An 18,083-nucleotide genomic window follows, 5' to 3' on the forward strand; every position below is an offset into this window, starting at 1 on the left:
GTAAGAAAGGCCGCCCGTATGGCGGATGAGTTCGATCGGCTGCTCGCCGGTCTGCCGAGGCGTCGCGTGCTGGTGGTGTCCGATCGCTACCCGCCCGACGAGGGCGGCGGCGCGGAGCGGAGCCTGCACCTGCTGCTGCGGGAGCCTCGGCTGCGCGATCAGGCCATGGTGGTGACCTTCGAGAAGGGGGCGTCGGCGCCTTTGCGGCGCAAGGTGGAGGGCGTGGACGCGCTCGTCCTGCCGGCGTTCGCCGCCTGGCCGCTGCACCGCCTGACCCAGGCCGAGGTGAACCGCCTGAAGCGGCGGCCCTTCGGCCTGAAGTGGCTGGCGTTCGCCCGGCAGGCCGCGGCCGAACTGGCGGAGGCGCCGCCCGAACGGGCGGAGGCCTTCGCGGCGCGCTATCTGGCGCGCCCGCCGGGCGGCGTCGCCATGACTCACCGCACCACGCCCGGCGGCGGCCATGAACAGGCGCTCGTCCGCATCATCGCGCAGGTGCGGCCGGAGCTGATCCACGCCGACAACGCCCGCGCGATCGAGGTGGCGGCCGGCGCGGCGCCGGCGGGCCTTCCCATCGTGGCGGTGATCCGCGACCACCGCTTCTCAACGCCGCGCTTCGACCAGCATCTGGAGCCGGCCGACGCCCCGCAGAGCTGGGCGGAGACGCTCGCCGCGCGCTTCGCCGACGAGGCGCTGGCCTTCCGCCGCGACCGGCTCGGGCGCGCGGCGCTGACGCTGGTGGCGAGCGCCCATCTGGAGCGGCTGGCGCGGGAGCTTCTGCCCCCGGCGAAGGTGCGCCGGCTGCCGCTCACCCCCATCGCGCCGGGCTCCGAGACGCCCGAGCCGGCGTCGGGCTTCGACGTGCTGACGGTGGGGACCCTCACCCCGAAGAAGGGCCAGCGCCGCCTGCTCGACCTGTGGCCGCAGGTGCTGGAGGCGGTGCCCGAGGCGCGGCTGCACATCGTGGGCGAAGGCTCGTGCCGCCGGTCGATCGAAGACGGCATCGGACAGCTGGGCCTTCAGGCGAGCGTGCAGATGCACGGACGGGCCGAGGGGGAGGCCCTCGAACGGCTTTTCGCGGATTGCCATGTGGTCGCGCTTCCCACCGCCTGGCCCGAGCCGTTCGGGCGCGTGGCGCTGGAGGCGGGCGCCCATGGCCGTCCGGTCGTGGCCTATGCGGTCGGCGGCCACGCCGAGACCATCGTCCATGGCGAGACCGGCCTTCTGGCGCCGCCGGACGACGGCGAGGCCTTCGTGTCCGCGCTGACGGCGCTGGCGCGCGATCCGGCGCTCAGGGTCCGCCTTGGCGCGGCGGGGCGCGAGCGCGCCGCGGCGTTCGCGCCGGAGCCTCTGGCCCGCGGGCTGGAGGAGCTCTGGGATGACGTCGTCGCGGGCGGCGGCGCACGGCTCGCCGGCTGATGTCCGCATGACGGCCGGTCTCAGTCTCGCGGTGGCGTCGTCGCCGCTCCAGCTCATGAACGCGATGGAGTGGCGCGCGCGCCGGTCGGGCGGAGAGGCCGACCTCGTCCTGCTCGGCGACCGGGCGGGCGGCGGCGGCGCGGTTGAGGCGCTGCTGGCGCGGCGGCCCGGTCTGTGGCGGCGGGTGCTGCGCGTGTCCGGCCGTCCCCGTCCCGCGCCTTACGCCCCGCGCCTGATGCGGGACGCGGCGGACGCCCTGCACAGGAGCGCGTTGCGACGGCTCGCGGCGTCGCTTGGCGGCGAGGCCTATGGCGAACTCGCCTTCGGGGACTACCGCAACCTGTCCCAGCGCACGCTGACCGAGCGTGTTCCCCGTGTCCGGCTCACGCTGCTGGACGACGGCTCCATCACGCCGCAGGCGGCGCGGTGGCGCGCGGGACTGCCGACGCCGGACCCCAGGCGCTTCACCGACGGGTGGTTCCGCACGGGCCTCGCCCGCGCCATGCTCGGCGATCCGCCCCGGTTCGAGCCGCCGCAGGTGACGTTCTTCACGATCTATGGCCGCCTGCTGGACAGCGTCATCCGGCCTGACGACCGCGTTGAGCCACACGCCTTCGAGAGTTTCCGCTCCGAGCGGCGAGCGGGGCGGGGCGAGACCGTCTGGCTGCTCGGCGCAAACCATGTGGAGGCGCGGATCGCCGATCCGGACCGTCACGTCGCTCTGGTGCGCGACGGCGTGGCGGCTCTTCGGCGCGAAGGGCTGACCGGCCCGATCGTCTACCGCCCGCACCGGGGCGAGAACCCGGACCGGGCGTCGCGGCTGGCCGCGGAAGCCGGCTTAGCCTTCGAGCCGGCGGCGCTTCCCATCGAGCTCGCGTATCTGGAGGCGGAGCGGCGTCCCGCGGCGGTGGCGGTGATCGCCTCGTCCGCGGCGGACACGCTGGCGGCCATAGATCCGGCGCTACCGATCTACCGTTTTGGGCTTCCGCAAGGATACCTGCGCCGGCAGAGAGATCACATCCTCGCCGTTGTTCGGGCGCATGACGCTTTCAACCCAAGGATTCACGTCGTATGTCCTGACGCGGAATCACCCTCGGAAGCGCCCGCCGCCTTATGACGTCTTCGCCAGCGACGCCACTGACTGACGCCTCGGAAGGACGCTTCGCCGGCCGCCGGGTGCTGGCGATCGGAACCTACGATTCATTTGTGAAGACGGCGGCGATGATCGGCCGCAGGTTTGAGGCCGAAGGCGCCAGCCTGAAGCTCGCGGCGCTCGCCGCCTCGGCCGGGCAGCTGTCGCTGCGCCAGCTGCGCGCCGGCGGCGTTCACGAGACGGTGCCGATCGTCGCCGCCCAGCGGCTGGTGAACGAGCGCCTGTTCCGCGACGCCCATGTGGTGATCGCGGTGGTGGACGGCGGCCGCGCCCGCGAACTGTTTCTCGCGCTCGCCGCGGCCGATCTGAGCCGCGAGCCCTCCCGCCCCATCGTCGCCGTGGCTTCGCCGGGCGTGGTGCTGGCGGATCATCTCGCCGGCTTCATGAGCCGGGCGCCGGCCGACCTGGTCTGCTTCAACACCGAGAGCGACCTTGCGCTGTATCAGGCCGCGGCCGCAGAGATCGGCGTAGACGACACCAACGGCATCGTCACCGGCCTGCTCGGGCTCGACCATGCGCCGCGCCCTGCGCCCCAGGGGCGGCCGAGCGTGGTGTTCTTCGAGCAGCCGGTGATCCCGGCGCGGCGCATGCAGCGGCTGCACATCCTCGGCGAACTGACCGCGCTGGCGCGCCGGTTCCCGGACGCGGACATCGCCATCAAGCTGCGTCACGCCCGTGACGAGACCGCCCATCACAACGCGCGCTTTCACCTCGAGGACCTTGCGCGCGAGGTGTTCGCGCGGGGCGGGCGGCCGGACAATCTGACCTTCACCCACGAGCCGGCGAGCGAGCTGCTGGAGCGCGCCTCGCTGGCTGTGACGGTGAGCTCCACCGTCGCGATCGAGGCCATGGCGCGCGGCGTGCCGACCCGGATCATCTCGGATTTCGGCGTCTCGGAAGCGCTCGGCACCGGTTTCTTCGTGGGTTCGGGCTGTCTTGCGCCCATGGCGTCGCTGACGCCGCACATGCCCGAGACCGTGGATCGCGACTGGCTCGCGGCGCGCTCCGGCGCGAGCCCGGACGCCGAAGCGCTGCTGAGCCGGTGCGTCGGCCTGCTTCAGGGCCAGGACGGGTTGGGCGCGGCGCTGCCGCTGCGATCGCTGGTTCCAGCCTACGGATCGCCCGACTGGCTGGCCTTCGCGCTGGGCCGCGCCGGTCCCATCGCCCTGCATGCGCCGCATCTGATCGAAAAACCCAAGCTTGGCGCGGGATTGGTCGCGGCCATGGCGAAGCGCTTGAGGCAGGTGCGCCGGTTCACGCCTCGAGGGTAATATCTGGATACCGTCTTTTCTTTCCGACGCCGCCGATCTATGGTGCGTCGCACAATCAGGAGAGAGCATGGCTAATCGTTACGCCGTCGGCGAGCGCGACACCCGGCCCTGGGGGACCTGGGAGGTTGTCGCGGGGGGAGACGACTACGTGGTCAAGCGTATTGTCGTCTCGCCGGGCGCGCGGTTGTCTCTGCAGCGTCACCAGTTTCGTGAAGAGCATTGGATTGTCGTCGCAGGCGAGGGTGTGGTGACCCGCGACGACGAACGCATCCCCGTCTCGCGCGGGGTGGCCGTCCACCTTCCTCTCCATTGCGTGCATCGCGTGGAGAACGGCGGCGCGGTCGATCTCGTGTTCATCGAAGTGCAGCGGGGCGATCCGCTGGACGAGGATGACATCGAGCGCCTCGAGGACGATTATGGCCGGGCCCCGGAGGCTCCGCCTTCCGCGTGAGGGCGACAAACTGATTTGGGATGGTCCGGGCGGGGGGCTCGGGCCGCCGAAGTTTTCGATCCGTATCGATCTGTTCGTTTAGGTTGGGAGACGTTCACATGGTTAAAGTCATCGCCGAAATCGGCTGCAATCACATGGGCAAGATGGACATCGCGAAGGAGCTGGTCTCCGTCGCGGCCCATGTCTGCAAGGCCGATTACGCCAAGTTCCAGAAGCGCAACAACCGCGAGCTGCTGTCGCCCGCGCAGTTCAGCGCGCCCCATCCGGTTCCCGCCAACTCCTACGGCGCGACGTACGGCGAGCACCGCGAGGCGCTGGAGTTCACCGTCGAGCAGCATGCCGAGCTCAAGGAGTTCTGCGAGAGCCAGGGCATCGGCTACGCCACCTCGGTGTGGGACATGACCTCCGCCAAGGAGATCACCAGCCTCAAGCCGGACCTGATCAAGATCCCGTCCGCCACCAACTCCAACTTCGAGCTGCAGGGCTGGTTGGCCGAGAACTACGCCGGCGAGATCCACGTCTCCACCGGCATGACCACCAAGGACGAGATCGACACGCTGATCACGTTCTACGAGGAGCGCGGCCGCGCCAAGGACCTCGTGGTCTACTCCTGCACCTCCGGCTACCCGGTGGCGTTCGAGGACCTCTGCCTGCGCGAGATCACCCGCCTGCGCGAGAAGTTCGAGGACCGGGTCAAGAAGATCGGCTTCTCGGGCCATCACCTCGGCATCGCCGCAGACATCGCCGGCCTGGCGCTCGGCGCCGAGTGGATCGAGCGTCACTTCACGCTCGACCGCACCTGGAAGGGCACCGACCACGCCGCCTCGCTGGAGCCGGACGGCATGCGCCGTCTGGTGCGCGACCTGCACAACGTCGAGAAGGCCCTGACCTTCAAGTCCAAGGACGTGCTCGACGTCGAGGACGTGCAGCGCAAGAAGCTCAAGTGGCAGCCGTCGCTGCGCGCGGTCTCCTGATCCGCGTCTGACGACCGATCCGATAGAGGACGTGGCCGGCCCTGAAAGCCGGCCACGTTTCGTTTGCGCGTGGACTCAAGCCGGTCTATCCGCGCGGACGAGCGAGATTTTTGAACCGGGGGAGAGACGAATCGTGGGTTGCGTCGCGGTGATTCCGGCGCGTGGCGGGTCGAAAGGCGTGCCGCGCAAGAATGTCAGGCCGCTCGGCGGCGTGCCGCTGGTGGCGCGCACGGTGGCCGCGGCGCTGGGCGCCAAGGGCGTGGACGCGGTCTATGTCTCCACCGACGACGCCGAGATCGCGTCCGTGGCCCGCGCGGCCGGCGCCGGCGTCATCGACCGTCCGGCGGACATCTCCGGCGACAAGGCGTCGTCGGAATCGGCCCTGATCCACGCGCTCGACGTGCTTGAGGCGAGGGGAGAGCCGGCGGACGTGCTGGTGTTCCTGCAATGCACCTCGCCCTTCACCACATCGGACGAAATCGAGCGGGCGGTCGCCGCCATCGGGCGCGACGGGACGGTCGCGGCCTTCACCGCCTCGCCCAACCACGGGTTCTTGTGGTCGCGGGCGGCGGACGGCTCGGCGCAGGGCGTCAACCACGACCACACGCAGCCCCGCAAGCGCCGGCAGGAGCTTGAGCCGCAGTATCTCGAGACCGGCGCGGTCTACGCCATGGACGTGAAGGCGTTCCGCGCCGCCGGGCATCGCTTCTGCGGCCGCACCGCCCTGATCGAGGTGGACACCCCGCCGGTGGAGATCGACAGCGAGGCCGATTTCAAGGTGATCGAGGCCATCCTCGCCAAGCGCGAGGGCGCGGCCGCGCCGCGCGTCCCGTCCGGGATCAGGGCGCTGGTGATGGACTTCGACGGCGTGTTCACCGACGACCGGGTCTGGGTCGACCAGGACGGCCGCGAGGCGGTGATGGCGAGCCGCTCCGACGGCATGGGCCTCGGCCGGCTGCGAAAGCTCACCGGCATCCGTCCGCTGATCCTGTCCAAGGAGCCGAACCCGGTGGTCTCCGCCCGCGGCCGCAAGCTGGACATCGAGGTGCGGCAGGGCATCGACGACAAGCTGCCGGAGCTGGACCGCTGGCTCGCCCAGCACGGCGTCACCCGCGCGGAGACGGTCTACATCGGCAACGACGTGAACGATCTGGAGTGCATGCGCGCGGTCGGCTTCGCGGTCGCGCCCGCCGACGCCCGGCCCGAGGCCAAGGACGCAGCGCAGCTCGTGCTCGCCGCCGAAGGCGGCAAGGGCGCGCTGCGCGAGCTGTGCGAGGCGCTGATCGCGGCCAATCCGCGGGCGGGCTGAGGGCAGGCCGCCGTCAGCGCGGGGGCGAGGTCTCGATCAGCCCCGCCAGCCGGCGCAGCGCCTCCTCCAGCCGCGCCCGTTCGGGCACCGCGCCCAGCGCCACGCGCACGGCGTTCACCTTTGTCTCTCCCGGCGAGAAGGCGCCGGCCGGCGTCACCGCGAGCCCCTGCGACAGCGCGCGTTCCGCGAGCCGGCGGGCGTCCAGCCCGTCCGGCATCGGCAGCCAGAGATGCAGCCCGTTCGGATGCGCGCGGGCGCCCGGAAGAAGCGCGCGGGCGAGCGCCTGCCGCTGCAGGGCCTCCGCCCGCACGCCGTCGAGAAGGTCGTGGGCGACGCCGTTCCGGATCCAGTTGGCGAGCAGGGCGGCGCTGAGCGGCGCGGGCATCAGGCTGAGCGCCCGCAGGGCCGGCGTCAGCCGCGCGCGGTCGTCCGGGGAGGGCGCCGCCACATAGGCGAGCCGCAGGCCCGGCGTCAGGCTCTTGGACAGGGTGTGAACGTGCCACACCCGCGCGGCGCTCCGCCCGGCCGCGAGCGGCGGCGGCGCGTCCCGGGCCAGCGGCGCATAAGGGTCGTCCTCGAGGATCGGCGCGTCGTGGCGCGCGGCGACCTCGAGCAGCGCCCGGCGGCGCTCCGCGCTCATGGTGACGGTGGTCGGGTTCGCAATCGTCGGGTTGAGATAGATCAGGCCGGGCCTGCGCGCCCGGCACAGGGCGTCGAGCGCGTCGGGGCGCATGCCGTCGCCGTCCGCGGCCACGGGCGCGCATGTGAGCCGCAGCGCCTGCGCGAGAGCCAGCAGGCCCGGATAGACCAGCGGTTCGCAGGCGATGGTCCCGCCGGGGCCGGCGAGATGGGCGGCGATGGCGGCCATGGCGCTCTGGGCGCCCGCCGCGATCAGGATGCGGTCGGGGTCGAGGTTGTCGCCGAAGGCGGGCCGCAGCCATGCCGCCGCGGCCGCCCGGTCGGCGGAGGCGCCCGCTCCCGGATGATAGGACATCAGCGCGTCCATGTCGGTCCGGGCGGCGATCTCCGCCACGCCGCGGGCGATCAGCTCCCCGAGCCGCACCCCGCGCGGCGCGGGCGGAATGTTCATGCTGAGATCAAGCGCCGGTCCCGCCGGCTCCGGCCGGGGCGCGATGAAGGAGCCGCGCCCGGTCACGGCGTCGATCAGGCCCCGCCGGCGCGCCTCCGCATAGGCGCGGGTGACGGTGGTGAGGTCGACCCCGAGCGTCGCCGCCAGCGTCCGCTGCGGCGGCAGGCGGTCGCCTTCCCGCAAGCGCCCCTCCCGCGCGGCGGCTTCGAGCGCGGCGACGATCTGCTGGTAGAGCGGCCCGCCATCGACGGTCAGCGCGGGCGGCCAGGAGGACGAGGAACCCATGCGGCCTCGGTCGGACGGTCAGGCGTCGGGGGCGGGATGGGCGGTCCGATAGGGCGCCGTCAGGTCGTCCATGGAAAGCCACGGGCGGGCGACCGGCTCCGACACCCATGTGTAATTGAGGAAATGCCGCCAGTGGACGTTTTCGTTGGTGGCGCCGCGCCCCCACGAGCCGCAGGCGATGGTGGTGGTGAAGGGCATGCCGTTGCCGGCGTCGCCGCTGTTGCCGAAGCCGGTGGACTGGTTGACCATGACGCGGCTCACCTCCACCGCCTCCGCCAGCTGCTCCGCCCGCTCGGGCCGCGCGGTGTGGACGCCGCAGCTGTGTCCGGGGCCGGAGATGGCGGTCAGCCGGCGCGTGAGCGCCACCGCCTGATCAAAGCCGGAATAGGCGATCAGGCCCAGCACCGGCGACAGCTTCTCGCCGCAGAGCGGATCGTTCTCCAGCGGCTCGGCGAGGGCGGCGGCCAGCGCGCGGGTCGTCTTCGGTGCGCGGATGCGGGCGAGCGCGGCGATGCGCGCGGCCGGACGGCCCACCGCCGCCCGCGCCAGACGCCCGTCCGGCCACACCGCGCGGCGCAGCCGCAGACCCTCGGCGGCGTCGCAGACATGCGCGCCGCGCGCTTCCATGGCCGCCCGGAACGCCGGCTCCACCGAGGCCTCCACCACGAGGCAGCTTTCGGCCGAGCAGGAGGTGCCGTTGTCGAAGGTCTTGCCGGCCATGATCGCGTCCGCCGCGCGGTCGAGGTCGGCGGTCTCGTCGATCACGATCACCGCGTTGCCGGGGCCGGCGGCGTAGGCCGGGCGGCCGGCGGAGGCGGCGCGGCGCACCGTGTCGACGCCGCCGGTGGCGATCACCAGATCGACCGCCTCGGCCAGCTCCCGCACCTGAAAACGGTCCGGCTCGGCCACGATCTGCACGAGGTCCGCCGGCGCGCCGGCCTCGGTCAGCGCCGCGCGGACGACCTCGACCGCGGCGCGGGCCGCGGCGCGCACGCCGGGGTTGGGGCAGAAGATCGCGGCGTTGCGGGTCTTGACGGCGTTCAGGGCGTTGACGGCGATGGCCGATATGGGCGCGGTCGCCGGCGTCACCACGCCGATCACGCCGATGGGCTTGGCGTAGCGGCGCAAGCCCCGGGCGGGGTCGGCGTCGAACAGGCCGAGCGTGGTGACGCCGTGCAGGTCGTTCAGCACGCCGTGGACGCGGCGCAGGAGCTGGGCGCGGGAATCCTCGGCCGCTCCGAAGCCGGTCTCGGCGCAGGCCTGCTCGGTGAGGCGGCGGGCGGTTTCGGGCTCGGAAAGCCGCCAGCCGACGGCGGCCACCGCCACGTCGATCCGATCCTGCGGCCAGTGGGCGACCAGCCCTTGCGCCGCGCGCGCGGCCGTCACCAGCTCCGCGATCGCGGAGGGCGGGTCGTCGCGGCTGTCGGCGGCGGGGGCGAGGGTCATGAACGCGGTCTTCAGGGCGTCGGGCGGCGGGGAGCATCGCCGGGCGCGGGCGCGGCGTCCAGCCCGCCGTTCAGGGCCAGATCAGCGCCTCGGGCGCGCGGGCGGCGTCGGCGCCGACCACCCGGCCGTCATCCAGCCGCAGCGCGCCCGTCGCCCACAGAGCCAGCGCGTGCGGGTAGAGCCTGTGTTCGGCCGTGAGCACGCGGGCGGCGAGCGCCGCCTCGTCGTCGCCGTCCAGCACCGGCACGGCGGCCTGGGCGATGACGGGGCCGGAATCCATCTCGGGCGTCACCACGTGCACGGTGCAGCCGTGCAGCCGCACGCCCGCCTCCAACGCGCGGGCGTGCGTGTCGAGCCCCTTGAAGCTGGGCAGCAGGGCCGGATGGATGTTGATCAGCTTCGCGCCCCAGCCTTCGATGAAGCCGTCGGTGAGGATGCGCATGAAGCCGGCGAGGCAGACCACGTCCGGCGCGAAGCCCCGCACCACGCGGTCGAGCTCGGCGTCGAAGCTCGCCCGGTCGGGATAGGCCTTGTGATCCACCACGGCCGTGGCGATGCCCGCCCGCGCCGCGATCCCGAGCGCTCCGGCGTCCGGCCGGTTGGACAGCACGGCGACGATCTCGGCGGGGTAGGCGGGGTCGCGGGCGGCGTCGATCAGCGCCGCCATGTTCGAGCCCCGGCCCGACACCAGGACCGCGACGCGGGCGCGGCTCATGCGGAGAGCTTCAGCGCGCCGTCGAAGCGCACCGGGTCGTCGGCGGCGGTGATGGACTCGATCACGCCGATGCGCGCCACCGTCTCGCCTTCGGCCTTGAGCGAGGCCTCGATCGCGTCGGCGGCCTCGGCGGCGGCCACCACCACCATGCCGACGCCGCAGTTGAAGGTGCGCAGCATCTCCGCCTCCGCCACGCCGCCGGCCTGCGCCAGCCAGCGGAACACGGGCGGGACGGCGATGGCGGACAGGTCGATGCGGGCGCCGAGGCCGTCGGGCAGCACCCGCGGCAGGTTGTCCGGCAGGCCGCCGCCGGTGATGTGGGCCAGCGCCTTGACGCCGTCGGCGGCCTTCAGGGTCGCGATCAGCGGGCGCACATAAAGGCGGGTCGGGGCGAGCAGCGCCCGGCCGAGCGACTTCTGCGGCTCGAACGGGGCTGGAGCCTCCAGCGACACGCCCGAGCGCGCCACGATGCGGCGCACCAGCGAATAGCCGTTGGAATGCACCCCGGAGGAGGCGAGGCCGAACAGCACGTCGCCGGCCTTCACGTCCCGGCGCGGCAGCAGCTTGCCGCGCTCGGCGGCGCCGACCGCGAAGCCCGCGAGGTCGTAGTCGCCGTCGGCGTACATGCCCGGCATCTCGGCGGTCTCGCCGCCGATCAGCGCGCAGCCCGCTTCCATGCAGCCGGTGGCGATGCCCTTCACCACCTCGTAGGCGGTGTCGCCGGACAGCTTGCCGCAGGCGAAATAGTCGAGGAAGAACAGCGGCTCCGCGCCCTGCACCACCACGTCGTTCACCGACATGGCGACCAGATCGATGCCGATGGTGTCGTGCAGCCCGGTCTCGATGGCGATCTTGAGCTTGGTGCCCACGCCGTCGTTGGCGGCCACCAGGACCGGATCGACGAAGCCCGCCGCCTTGAGGTCGAACAGGCCGCCGAAGCCGCCGATCTCCGCATCCGCGCCCGGGCGCCGGGTGGCGCGCACCAGGGCCTTCAGCCGCTCCACGAGCGCGTTGCCGGCGTCGATGTCGACGCCCGCCTCGGCATAGGTCAGGCCGCCGCCCGCGTCCGTCTCGGCCATGATCGTCTTAAACTCCCAAGCTGTTCCGACGACCCCTTAGACCGGCTCCCGACCCCGCGCAACCGCGCAAGGCGCGCCGCCGGTCCGGAGGTCCGGCTTTTCACAGCCGCATGGGCCGCCTATGTGCGGAGAGGGCGCGCCAATGCGCCCGCATGAGAGGGTTTTGGCGTCGTGAACCTGCCGAACCTGTTGACGATCGCGCGGCTGTTCGCCGTGCCGCTGGTGGTGTGGCTGATCCTGACCGGCCAGCCGCTGGCGGCGTTCTGGGTGTTCGCGCTCGCGGGGCTGACCGACGCGATCGACGGCGCCATCGCCCGCGCCTTCGACCAGCGCACCGAACTCGGGGCCTATCTCGACCCGCTGGCGGACAAGGCGCTGCTGGTGGCGATCTTCGTCACGCTTGCGATCCGGGACGACATCCCCCGCGGCCTCGCCATCGCGGTGGTGTTCCGGGACATCGTCATCGTCGGCGCGGTCATCCTGTGCTGGGTGATCGAGCGTCCGCTCGCCATCGAGCCGCTGAAGGTGAGCAAGGCCAACACCGCCGCGCAGATCGTCTTCGCCGGAACGGTGCTCGGCGCTTCGGGATTCGGCCTCGATCTCGGCGGCGTGGAGCGGGCCGGCGCCTATGTGGTCGGCGGCTTGACGCTGCTTTCGGCGGCCGCATATGTCCACGCGTTCGCGCGCCACGTCAGCGGCGCGCCGCTTTCCGGTCCGGGCGGCTGACGGCGATCACGACCCCCTTGGTAGCTTTAAGCGAGATCGGCGCTCATGACCCTGCAGCGGCAGATCCTGTTCTGGCTCGGCTTCGCGGCCGTGCTGGCGCTGTTCCTCCTCCTGTTCTCCGGCATCCTGCTGCCCTTCGTGGTGGGGCTGGCGCTCGCCTACCTGCTGGATCCCATCGCCGACCGGCTGGAGCGCCTCGGCCTGCCGCGCGTGTGGGCCACGGTGGTGATCCTGATCTCGGTGGTGCTGATCTTCGTGCTGGCGATCATGCTGATCGCGCCGCTGATGGGCGCGCAGCTCTCGAAGTTCGTGGAGAACCTGCCTCAGACCATCGCCAAGCTGCAGGACCTGATCGCGTCGCAGAACGCGCCCTGGATCGATCGGCTGCTGGGGCAGGGGCTGACGCAGGTGAAGTCGTCGCTGGGCGAGATCGTCAGCCAGGGCATGAATTACCTGTCCGGCTTCCTGGCCTCGCTCTGGACCGGCGGACAGGCGGTGATCTCGGTGATCAGCCTGCTGGTGGTGGCGCCGGTGGTCGCCTTCTACATGCTGATCGACTGGGACCGCATGGTCGCGACCATCGACGACTGGGTTCCGCTGCGCCACAAGGTCACGATCCGGAAGCTGGCGCGGGAGATCGACGAGGGCGTGGCGGGCTTCGTGCGCGGGCAGGCGCTGGTCTGCGTCATCCTCGGCACCTTCTACGCCATCGCCCTCACCATGGTCGGGCTGAACTTCGGCCTGCTGATCGGCTTCGGCGCCGGCGTCATCGGCTTCATCCCCTACATCGGCTCCATCACCGGCCTGCTGGTGTCGCTGGCGGTGGCCATCGTCCAGTTCTGGCCGGATTACGGCATGGTGGCGCTGGTGCTCGGCATCTTCGCCTTCGGCCAGTTCGTCGAGGGCAACTTCCTGCAGCCGCGGCTGGTCGGCCGCTCGGTGGGCCTGCATCCGGTGTGGCTGATGTTCGCGCTGGTGGCGTTCGGCTACCTGTTCGGCTTCGTCGGCCTGCTGGTGGCGGTGCCGCTTGCGGCGGCGGTCGGCGTGCTGGTGCGCTTCGGCCTCCGACGCTATCTTGAAAGCCCGTTCTACACCGGCGAAGACGCCAGCCATCCGGACGTGCTTCCGGGCGGCCCCCAGGGCGCGAGCCTGTTCCGCAAGGACATCGCCCCGCCGCAGCCGGCGCTGACCGCCCCCGAGGCCGGACCCGCGCCGGACCCGCAGGCGGGCGCATGAGCCGGGAGCCGTCGCGCCAGATTCCCCTGGCGCTGCCGCATGAGCCCCGGTTCGGCGCGGAGGACTATCTGGTCGCGTCCTCGAACGCCGCGGCCCATGCGCTGGCGACCTCGTGGCCCGACTGGCCCGACCGCTCTCTGCTGCTGGTGGGCGAGGCCGGGGCCGGCAAGTCCCACCTCGCCGCCATCTGGCGCGCGCTCGCCGGCGCGGACGAGGCGGCGTCAGCCGAAGACGCGATCGCGCGCCTGCGCGCCGCGCCCGAGGACGCGGCCCTGCTGCTGGACGACGTCGACCGGGAGGGCGCGGATGAGAACGCGCTGTTCCACCTGCTCAATCTGGCACGTGAGCGCCGCGCCCGCCTGCTGCTGACGGCGCGCTCGACGCCGACGCTGCTGTGGCCGACGCTGCCGGATCTCGCCTCGCGGCTGCGGGCGCTGCCGGTCGCCCGCCTGGACGCGCCGGACGACGAGACCATGCGCGCGGTGCTGATGAAGCTGTTCGACGACCGGCAGATCCGGGTCGACGAAGAGGTGATCGAGTTTCTCTGCCGCAACTGCGATCGTTCGCTCGGCGCGGCGCGGACGATTGTCGATGAAATTGATAGAGAATCGCTGGCCAGAGGGCGCGGCGTGGGCAAAGGCTTGGCGGGAGAGGTTCTGCGGCGCCTGAGGAGCGACGATGACTGACCCGACCGTTGCGAAGCCGTCACACAATCGTCGTATGCAGCGCCGCGCCGCGCCGACGAAACCGTCCGACGCGAGCGTCGATCAGGTTCAGAAGGACGACGGCATGTCCGAAATCGCAAGCGTTACGCCGCGCGCGGCGATCGCCGAGGCGCAGTTCGAAACCGCGCCCGAGGCGCATGCGCCCGACCGGCTGGGCGACCCCGCCCGCTTCGTGAACCGGGAGGTCTCCTGGATCGGCTTCAACCGCCGCGTGCTGGAGGAGGCCTCGAACCTCAGCCATCCGCTGCTGGAGCAGCTCCGCTTCCTGTCGATCTCCGCCAACAATCTCGACGAGTTCTTCATGGTGCGCGTGGCGGGCCTGCGCGGCCAGCTCCGCTCCGGCCTGACCGAGCTCAGCCCCGACGGGCTGACGCCGGCGGAGCAGCTCACGAGGATCGGCGAGATGGTGTCCTCGCTCGCCCACGACCAGCAGGTGCGCTGGCTGGAGCTGAAGGCGATGCTTCAGGGCGCGAACATCCTGCTGGTGGACGGCGCCGGCCTGACCCGCGCCGACCGGGTGTGGCTGGAGGAGCATTTCCTCAACTACGTGTTCCCGGTGCTGACGCCGCTCGCGGTCGATCCGGCGCATCCGTTCCCGTTCATCCCGAACCTCGGCTTCACGCTGGCGCTGCAGCTGGCGCGGCAGTCGGACGGACGTCCGCTGAACGCGCTGATCCGCATGCCGGCCCGCATCGAACGCTTCATCCGGCTGCCGGAGGGCGACCAGCCGGGCGTCATCCGCTTCATCAGCCTGGAGCAGGTCATCGGCCTGTTCATCGGCCGTCTGTTCCCGGGCTACGACGCCAAGGCCCAGGCCGGTTTCCGCATCATCCGCGACAGCGACCTCGAAGTGGAGGAGGAGGCGGAGGACCTCGTCCGCCTGTTCGAGAGCGCGCTGAAGCAGCGCCGCCGGGGCTCGGTCATCCGGCTCGAGATCGAGAACGTCATGCCGCCGGAGCTGCGCGCCTTCGTGGTGGCGGCGCTCGGCGTGGCCGACGACGAGGTGTTCGTGGTGGACGGCATGCTGGCGCTGGGCGACCTCAGCCAGATCGTCTCCGTCGACCGGCCGGACCTCAAGTTCAAGGCCTACAACCCCCGCTTCCCCGAGCGCGTGCGCGAGCACGCCGGCGACTGCTTCGCCGCCATCCGGGAGAAGGACATCGTCGTCCACCACCCCTATGAGAGCTTCGACGTGGTGGTTCAGTTCCTGAACCAGGCCGCGCGCGACCCCAACGTGGTGGCGATCAAGCAGACGCTCTACCGCACCTCCTCCGACAGCCCGATCGTGAAGGCGCTGGCGGAGGCGGCGGAGGCCGGCAAGGTCGTCACCGCGCTCGTGGAGCTGAAGGCCCGCTTCGACGAGGAGGCCAACATCCGCTGGTCGCGCGATCTGGAGCGCGCCGGCGTGCAGGTGGTGTTCGGCTTCATCGAGCTGAAGACCCACTCCAAGCTGTCGCTGGTGGTGCGCCGCGAGGGCGGCGGCCTCACCACCTACTGCCATGTGGGCACGGGCAACTACCATCCGATCACCGCGAAGATCTACACCGACCTGTCCTTCTTCACGGCGGACCCGGTGATCGGCCGCGACGTGGGCCGGCTGTTCAACTTCATCACCGGCTACGCCGAGCCGGCCGAGCTCGAGCGCATGGCGGCCTCGCCGCACACCCTGCGCAAGCGCCTGCTGCAGCACATCGGCGAGGAGATCGAGCACGCCCGCAACGGCCGTCCGGCCGCCATCTGGGTGAAGTGCAACAGCCTCGTCGACCCGATGATCATCGACGCCTTCTACGAGGCCAGCCAGGCCGGCGTTCAGATCGACTGCGTGGTGCGCGGCATGTGCTCGCTGCGTCCGGGCGTCGAGGGCCTGTCGGAGAACATCCGGGTCAAGTCCATCGTCGGCCGCTTCCTGGAGCACAGCCGCATCTACGCTTTCGGCAACGGCCACGGCCTTCCCTCGCCGAAGGCCCATGTGTACATTTCGTCCGCCGATCTCATGCAGCGCAATCTGGACCGCCGGGTCGAGGCCATGCTGCCGATCCTCAACCCGACGGTTCACGAACAGGTGCTCGATCAGATCATGGTCGCGAACCTCAAGGACAACCAGCAGAGCTGGACGGTTCTGCCGGACGGAACCTCGCGCCGGATCGTCCCGGCCGAGGGCGAAGAGCCCTTCAACGCGCATCAGTATTTCATGACCAATCCCAGCCTGTCCGGACGCGGCAAGTCCGTGAAGACCTCCTCGCCCCGGCGCCTCGCCAAGCGCGGCGGGGCCGCGTGACGGCGAAAGGCTCCCGCAAGGCGGCCGAGACGCGCTCCGGCGCCCTCGGCCGCACGCTGCCTCCCGGCCGGCTCGCCCATGGCGCGCCGGTCGCGATCCTCGACATCGGCTCCAACTCCGTCCGTCTCGTGGTCTACGAGGGGCTGTCGCGCTCGCCGACCGCCCTGTTCAACGAGAAGGAGCTGTGCGCGCTCGGCCGCTCCGTCGGCGTCACCGGCGAACTGTCCCAGGACAACATCGACAAGGCGCTGGCGGCGCTGCGCCGGTTCACGACGCTGAGCCGCGCCATGGGCGTCGGCCGCACCTTCGTGCTGGCCACCGCCGCCGCCCGCGACGCCGACAACGGCCGCGCCTTCATCGACGAGGTGGAGCGCATCACCGGCGTCGAGGCGCAGCTTCTGTCCGGCTCCCGCGAGGCGCGGCTGTCGGCGCTCGGCGTCGTCTCCGGCTTCTTCAAGCCCAATGGCGTGGTGGGCGATCTGGGCGGCGGCAGCCTGGAGCTGCTCGACATCGTCAAGGCCCGCATGAGCAAGGGCTCCACCTACCCGCTGGGCGGCCTGCGGCTTCAGGACGCGTCCGAGCGCTCCATCAAGAAGGCCGACCGCATCGTGCGCGAGACGCTGGAGAAGGCCGGCGAGCTCGAAAACCTGAAGGACCGCACCTTCTACGCCGTGGGCGGCACCTGGCGCGCCATCGCCCACATGCACATGGCGCAGAAGCGCTATCCGCTGCACGTCATGCACGGCTACACCATACCCGCCAAGGAGGCGCTGGAGTTCTGCCGCCTCTGCCGCCGCATCGACCCGGAGACGCTGCCGGGCGTCAGCGTGGTGTCGTCGGAGCGCCGCCCGCTGCTCGCCTACGGCGCGCTGGTGCTGGAGCACATCCTGCGCATCGGCCGCCCGAAGGAGGTGGTGATGTCCGCGCTCGGCGTGCGCGAAGGCCTGCTCTACGAACTGCTGGACGAGGACCAGCGCCGGGAGGACCCGCTGATCGCCGCCGCCCGCGATCTGGGCTACCTGCGCAGCCGCGCGCCGCGCCACGGCGACGACCTGATCGAGTGGACCGACCGGCTGTTCCGCAGCCTCGACATCGACGAGACCCCGGAGGAGCGCCGCTGGCGCCATGCGGCCTGCCTGCTGTCGGACATCGGCTGGCGCGCCCATCCGGATTACCGGGCGGAGCAGAGCCTGGAAATGATCGCCCATGGCAGCTTCGCCGGCGTGGACCACCCCGGCCGGGCCTACATGTCGCTCGCCATCTTCTACCGTCACATGGGCCTGCTGGACGACGAGGCGAGCCCGCGCATCCGGGAGATCGCCTCGACCCGCATCCTCGACCGCGCCCGCACCCTCGGCGGCGCCATGCGGGTGGCCTATGTGGTCTCGGCCGGGGTGCCCGGCATCCTGCCGCGCACCCCGCTCGCCCTGAAGCGCGACGTGCTGACCCTCAAGCTGCCGGCCGAACTCGGCGATCTGGAGAACGACCGGCTGCGCAACCGCCTCAACCGGCTCGGCAAGCTCGTGGGCCGGCCGACGGCGGTGGTCGCGGTCTGATCGCGCGGCCCGTTGACCGGCGCGCCGCCCCCGTCGCCGGAGGACAAGGCGAAGGCGCTCGCAGCCCTTGCGCTCGCCCGCGACATCCTGCCGAACTCCGGCACCATGATCGGCGTCTGCACCACGCTTGTGGGTCTGGTGAAGATCATCGAGCGCGACAGCGGCGCGAGCCGGGTCGACGAATACGGCGCGCTGATCGGCGTGCTGTTCCTGATCAGCGCGCTGACGTCCTACTGGGCCATCCGCGTGGCGCCCACGAACCCGCTCGCCAGCCGCCGCTGCGAGCGCGTCGCCGACGTGTTCTTTCTCACAGGGCTGTGCAGCCTCGTGGTGCTCGGCGCGCTGTTCGCGTTCGAGACGGTGTGACCCGCCG

The 18,083-nt window shown here is 71.5% G+C and carries 16 protein-coding genes; 12 read left to right on the plus strand and 4 right to left on the minus strand.

What is annotated here, in order from left to right:
* Nucleotides 1–18: 18 nt before the first annotated feature.
* The 6 genes from PKE85_RS02830 (at nucleotide 19) to PKE85_RS02855 (ending at nucleotide 6,574) form a co-directional block, all read left to right on the plus strand.
* Complete coding sequence (locus PKE85_RS02830; protein ID WP_271203274.1) at nucleotides 19–1,416, plus strand: glycosyltransferase family 4 protein; 1,398 nt, start codon at nucleotides 19–21, stop codon at nucleotides 1,414–1,416.
* Nucleotides 1,417–1,423: 7 nt separating this feature from the next.
* The gene (locus PKE85_RS02835) at nucleotides 1,424–2,533 is read left to right on the plus strand and encodes a hypothetical protein (protein ID WP_271203275.1); all 1,110 of its coding nucleotides are present in this window, start codon (nucleotides 1,424–1,426) and stop codon (nucleotides 2,531–2,533) included.
* Nucleotides 2,530–3,840, plus strand: coding sequence for a DUF6716 putative glycosyltransferase (locus PKE85_RS02840; RefSeq protein ID WP_271203276.1), 1,311 nt, complete (start codon nucleotides 2,530–2,532; stop codon nucleotides 3,838–3,840). The genes PKE85_RS02835 and PKE85_RS02840 overlap by 4 nt, the downstream gene beginning before the upstream one ends.
* Before the next feature lie 67 nt (nucleotides 3,841–3,907).
* Nucleotides 3,908–4,291: a phosphomannose isomerase type II C-terminal cupin domain gene (locus PKE85_RS02845; protein WP_271203277.1), complete on the plus strand. Its 384-nt coding sequence runs from the start codon at nucleotides 3,908–3,910 to the stop codon at nucleotides 4,289–4,291.
* 98 nt (nucleotides 4,292–4,389) lie between these two features.
* Nucleotides 4,390–5,265, plus strand: a complete 876-nt coding sequence (locus PKE85_RS02850; protein ID WP_271203278.1) for an N-acetylneuraminate synthase family protein — start codon at nucleotides 4,390–4,392, stop codon at nucleotides 5,263–5,265.
* A gap of 148 nt (nucleotides 5,266–5,413) precedes the next feature.
* On the plus strand, nucleotides 5,414–6,574 hold the full coding sequence (locus PKE85_RS02855) for an acylneuraminate cytidylyltransferase (protein ID WP_271204061.1): 1,161 nt from the start codon (nucleotides 5,414–5,416) through the stop codon (nucleotides 6,572–6,574).
* A gap of 13 nt (nucleotides 6,575–6,587) precedes the next feature.
* Here PKE85_RS02855 and PKE85_RS02860 read toward each other — a convergent pair whose 3' ends face one another.
* The 4 genes from PKE85_RS02860 to purM all read right to left on the minus strand — a co-directional run bounded on the left by PKE85_RS02860 (nucleotide 6,588) and on the right by purM (nucleotide 11,189).
* Nucleotides 6,588–7,949, minus strand: coding sequence for an aminotransferase-like domain-containing protein (locus PKE85_RS02860; RefSeq protein WP_271203279.1), 1,362 nt, complete (start codon nucleotides 7,947–7,949; stop codon nucleotides 6,588–6,590).
* Between the two features lie 18 nt (nucleotides 7,950–7,967).
* The gene (locus PKE85_RS02865; RefSeq protein WP_271203280.1) at nucleotides 7,968–9,395 is read right to left on the minus strand and encodes an aldehyde dehydrogenase family protein; all 1,428 of its coding nucleotides are present in this window, start codon (nucleotides 9,393–9,395) and stop codon (nucleotides 7,968–7,970) included.
* Nucleotides 9,396–9,465: 70 nt separating this feature from the next.
* The gene (gene purN, locus PKE85_RS02870) at nucleotides 9,466–10,110 is read right to left on the minus strand and encodes a phosphoribosylglycinamide formyltransferase (RefSeq protein ID WP_271203281.1); all 645 of its coding nucleotides are present in this window, start codon (nucleotides 10,108–10,110) and stop codon (nucleotides 9,466–9,468) included.
* Nucleotides 10,107–11,189: a phosphoribosylformylglycinamidine cyclo-ligase gene (gene purM, locus PKE85_RS02875; protein WP_271203282.1), complete on the minus strand. Its 1,083-nt coding sequence runs from the start codon at nucleotides 11,187–11,189 to the stop codon at nucleotides 10,107–10,109. Before purM ends, purN begins: the two co-directional genes overlap by 4 nt.
* Nucleotides 11,190–11,360: 171 nt before the next feature.
* Here purM and PKE85_RS02880 point away from each other — a divergent pair, with 171 nt between their 5' ends.
* The 6 genes from PKE85_RS02880 (at nucleotide 11,361) to PKE85_RS02905 (ending at nucleotide 18,076) form a co-directional block, all read left to right on the plus strand.
* A complete protein-coding gene (locus PKE85_RS02880) occupies nucleotides 11,361–11,915 on the plus strand; it encodes a CDP-alcohol phosphatidyltransferase family protein (RefSeq protein ID WP_271203283.1) in 555 nt (184 codons plus the stop codon).
* Between the two features lie 45 nt (nucleotides 11,916–11,960).
* Nucleotides 11,961–13,151, plus strand: a complete 1,191-nt coding sequence (locus PKE85_RS02885; protein ID WP_271203284.1) for an AI-2E family transporter — start codon at nucleotides 11,961–11,963, stop codon at nucleotides 13,149–13,151.
* Nucleotides 13,148–13,837 (plus strand): P-loop NTPase family protein, encoded by a 690-nt coding sequence (locus PKE85_RS02890; protein ID WP_271203285.1) that lies wholly within the window; start codon nucleotides 13,148–13,150, stop codon nucleotides 13,835–13,837. The genes PKE85_RS02885 and PKE85_RS02890 overlap by 4 nt, the downstream gene beginning before the upstream one ends.
* 103 nt (nucleotides 13,838–13,940) lie before the next feature.
* A complete protein-coding gene (locus PKE85_RS02895; protein ID WP_271203286.1) occupies nucleotides 13,941–16,154 on the plus strand; it encodes an RNA degradosome polyphosphate kinase in 2,214 nt (737 codons plus the stop codon).
* Nucleotides 16,151–17,710, plus strand: a complete 1,560-nt coding sequence (gene ppx, locus PKE85_RS02900) for an exopolyphosphatase (RefSeq protein WP_428981304.1) — start codon at nucleotides 16,151–16,153, stop codon at nucleotides 17,708–17,710. Before PKE85_RS02895 ends, ppx begins: the two co-directional genes overlap by 4 nt.
* 12 nt (nucleotides 17,711–17,722) lie before the next feature.
* A complete protein-coding gene (locus PKE85_RS02905) occupies nucleotides 17,723–18,076 on the plus strand; it encodes a hypothetical protein (RefSeq protein WP_271203287.1) in 354 nt (117 codons plus the stop codon).
* Nucleotides 18,077–18,083: the final 7 nt, after the last annotated feature.

This window comes from Methylopila jiangsuensis, from assembly GCF_027922305.1.
Classification (GTDB): Bacteria; Pseudomonadota; Alphaproteobacteria; order Rhizobiales; family Methylopilaceae; genus Methylopila; species Methylopila jiangsuensis.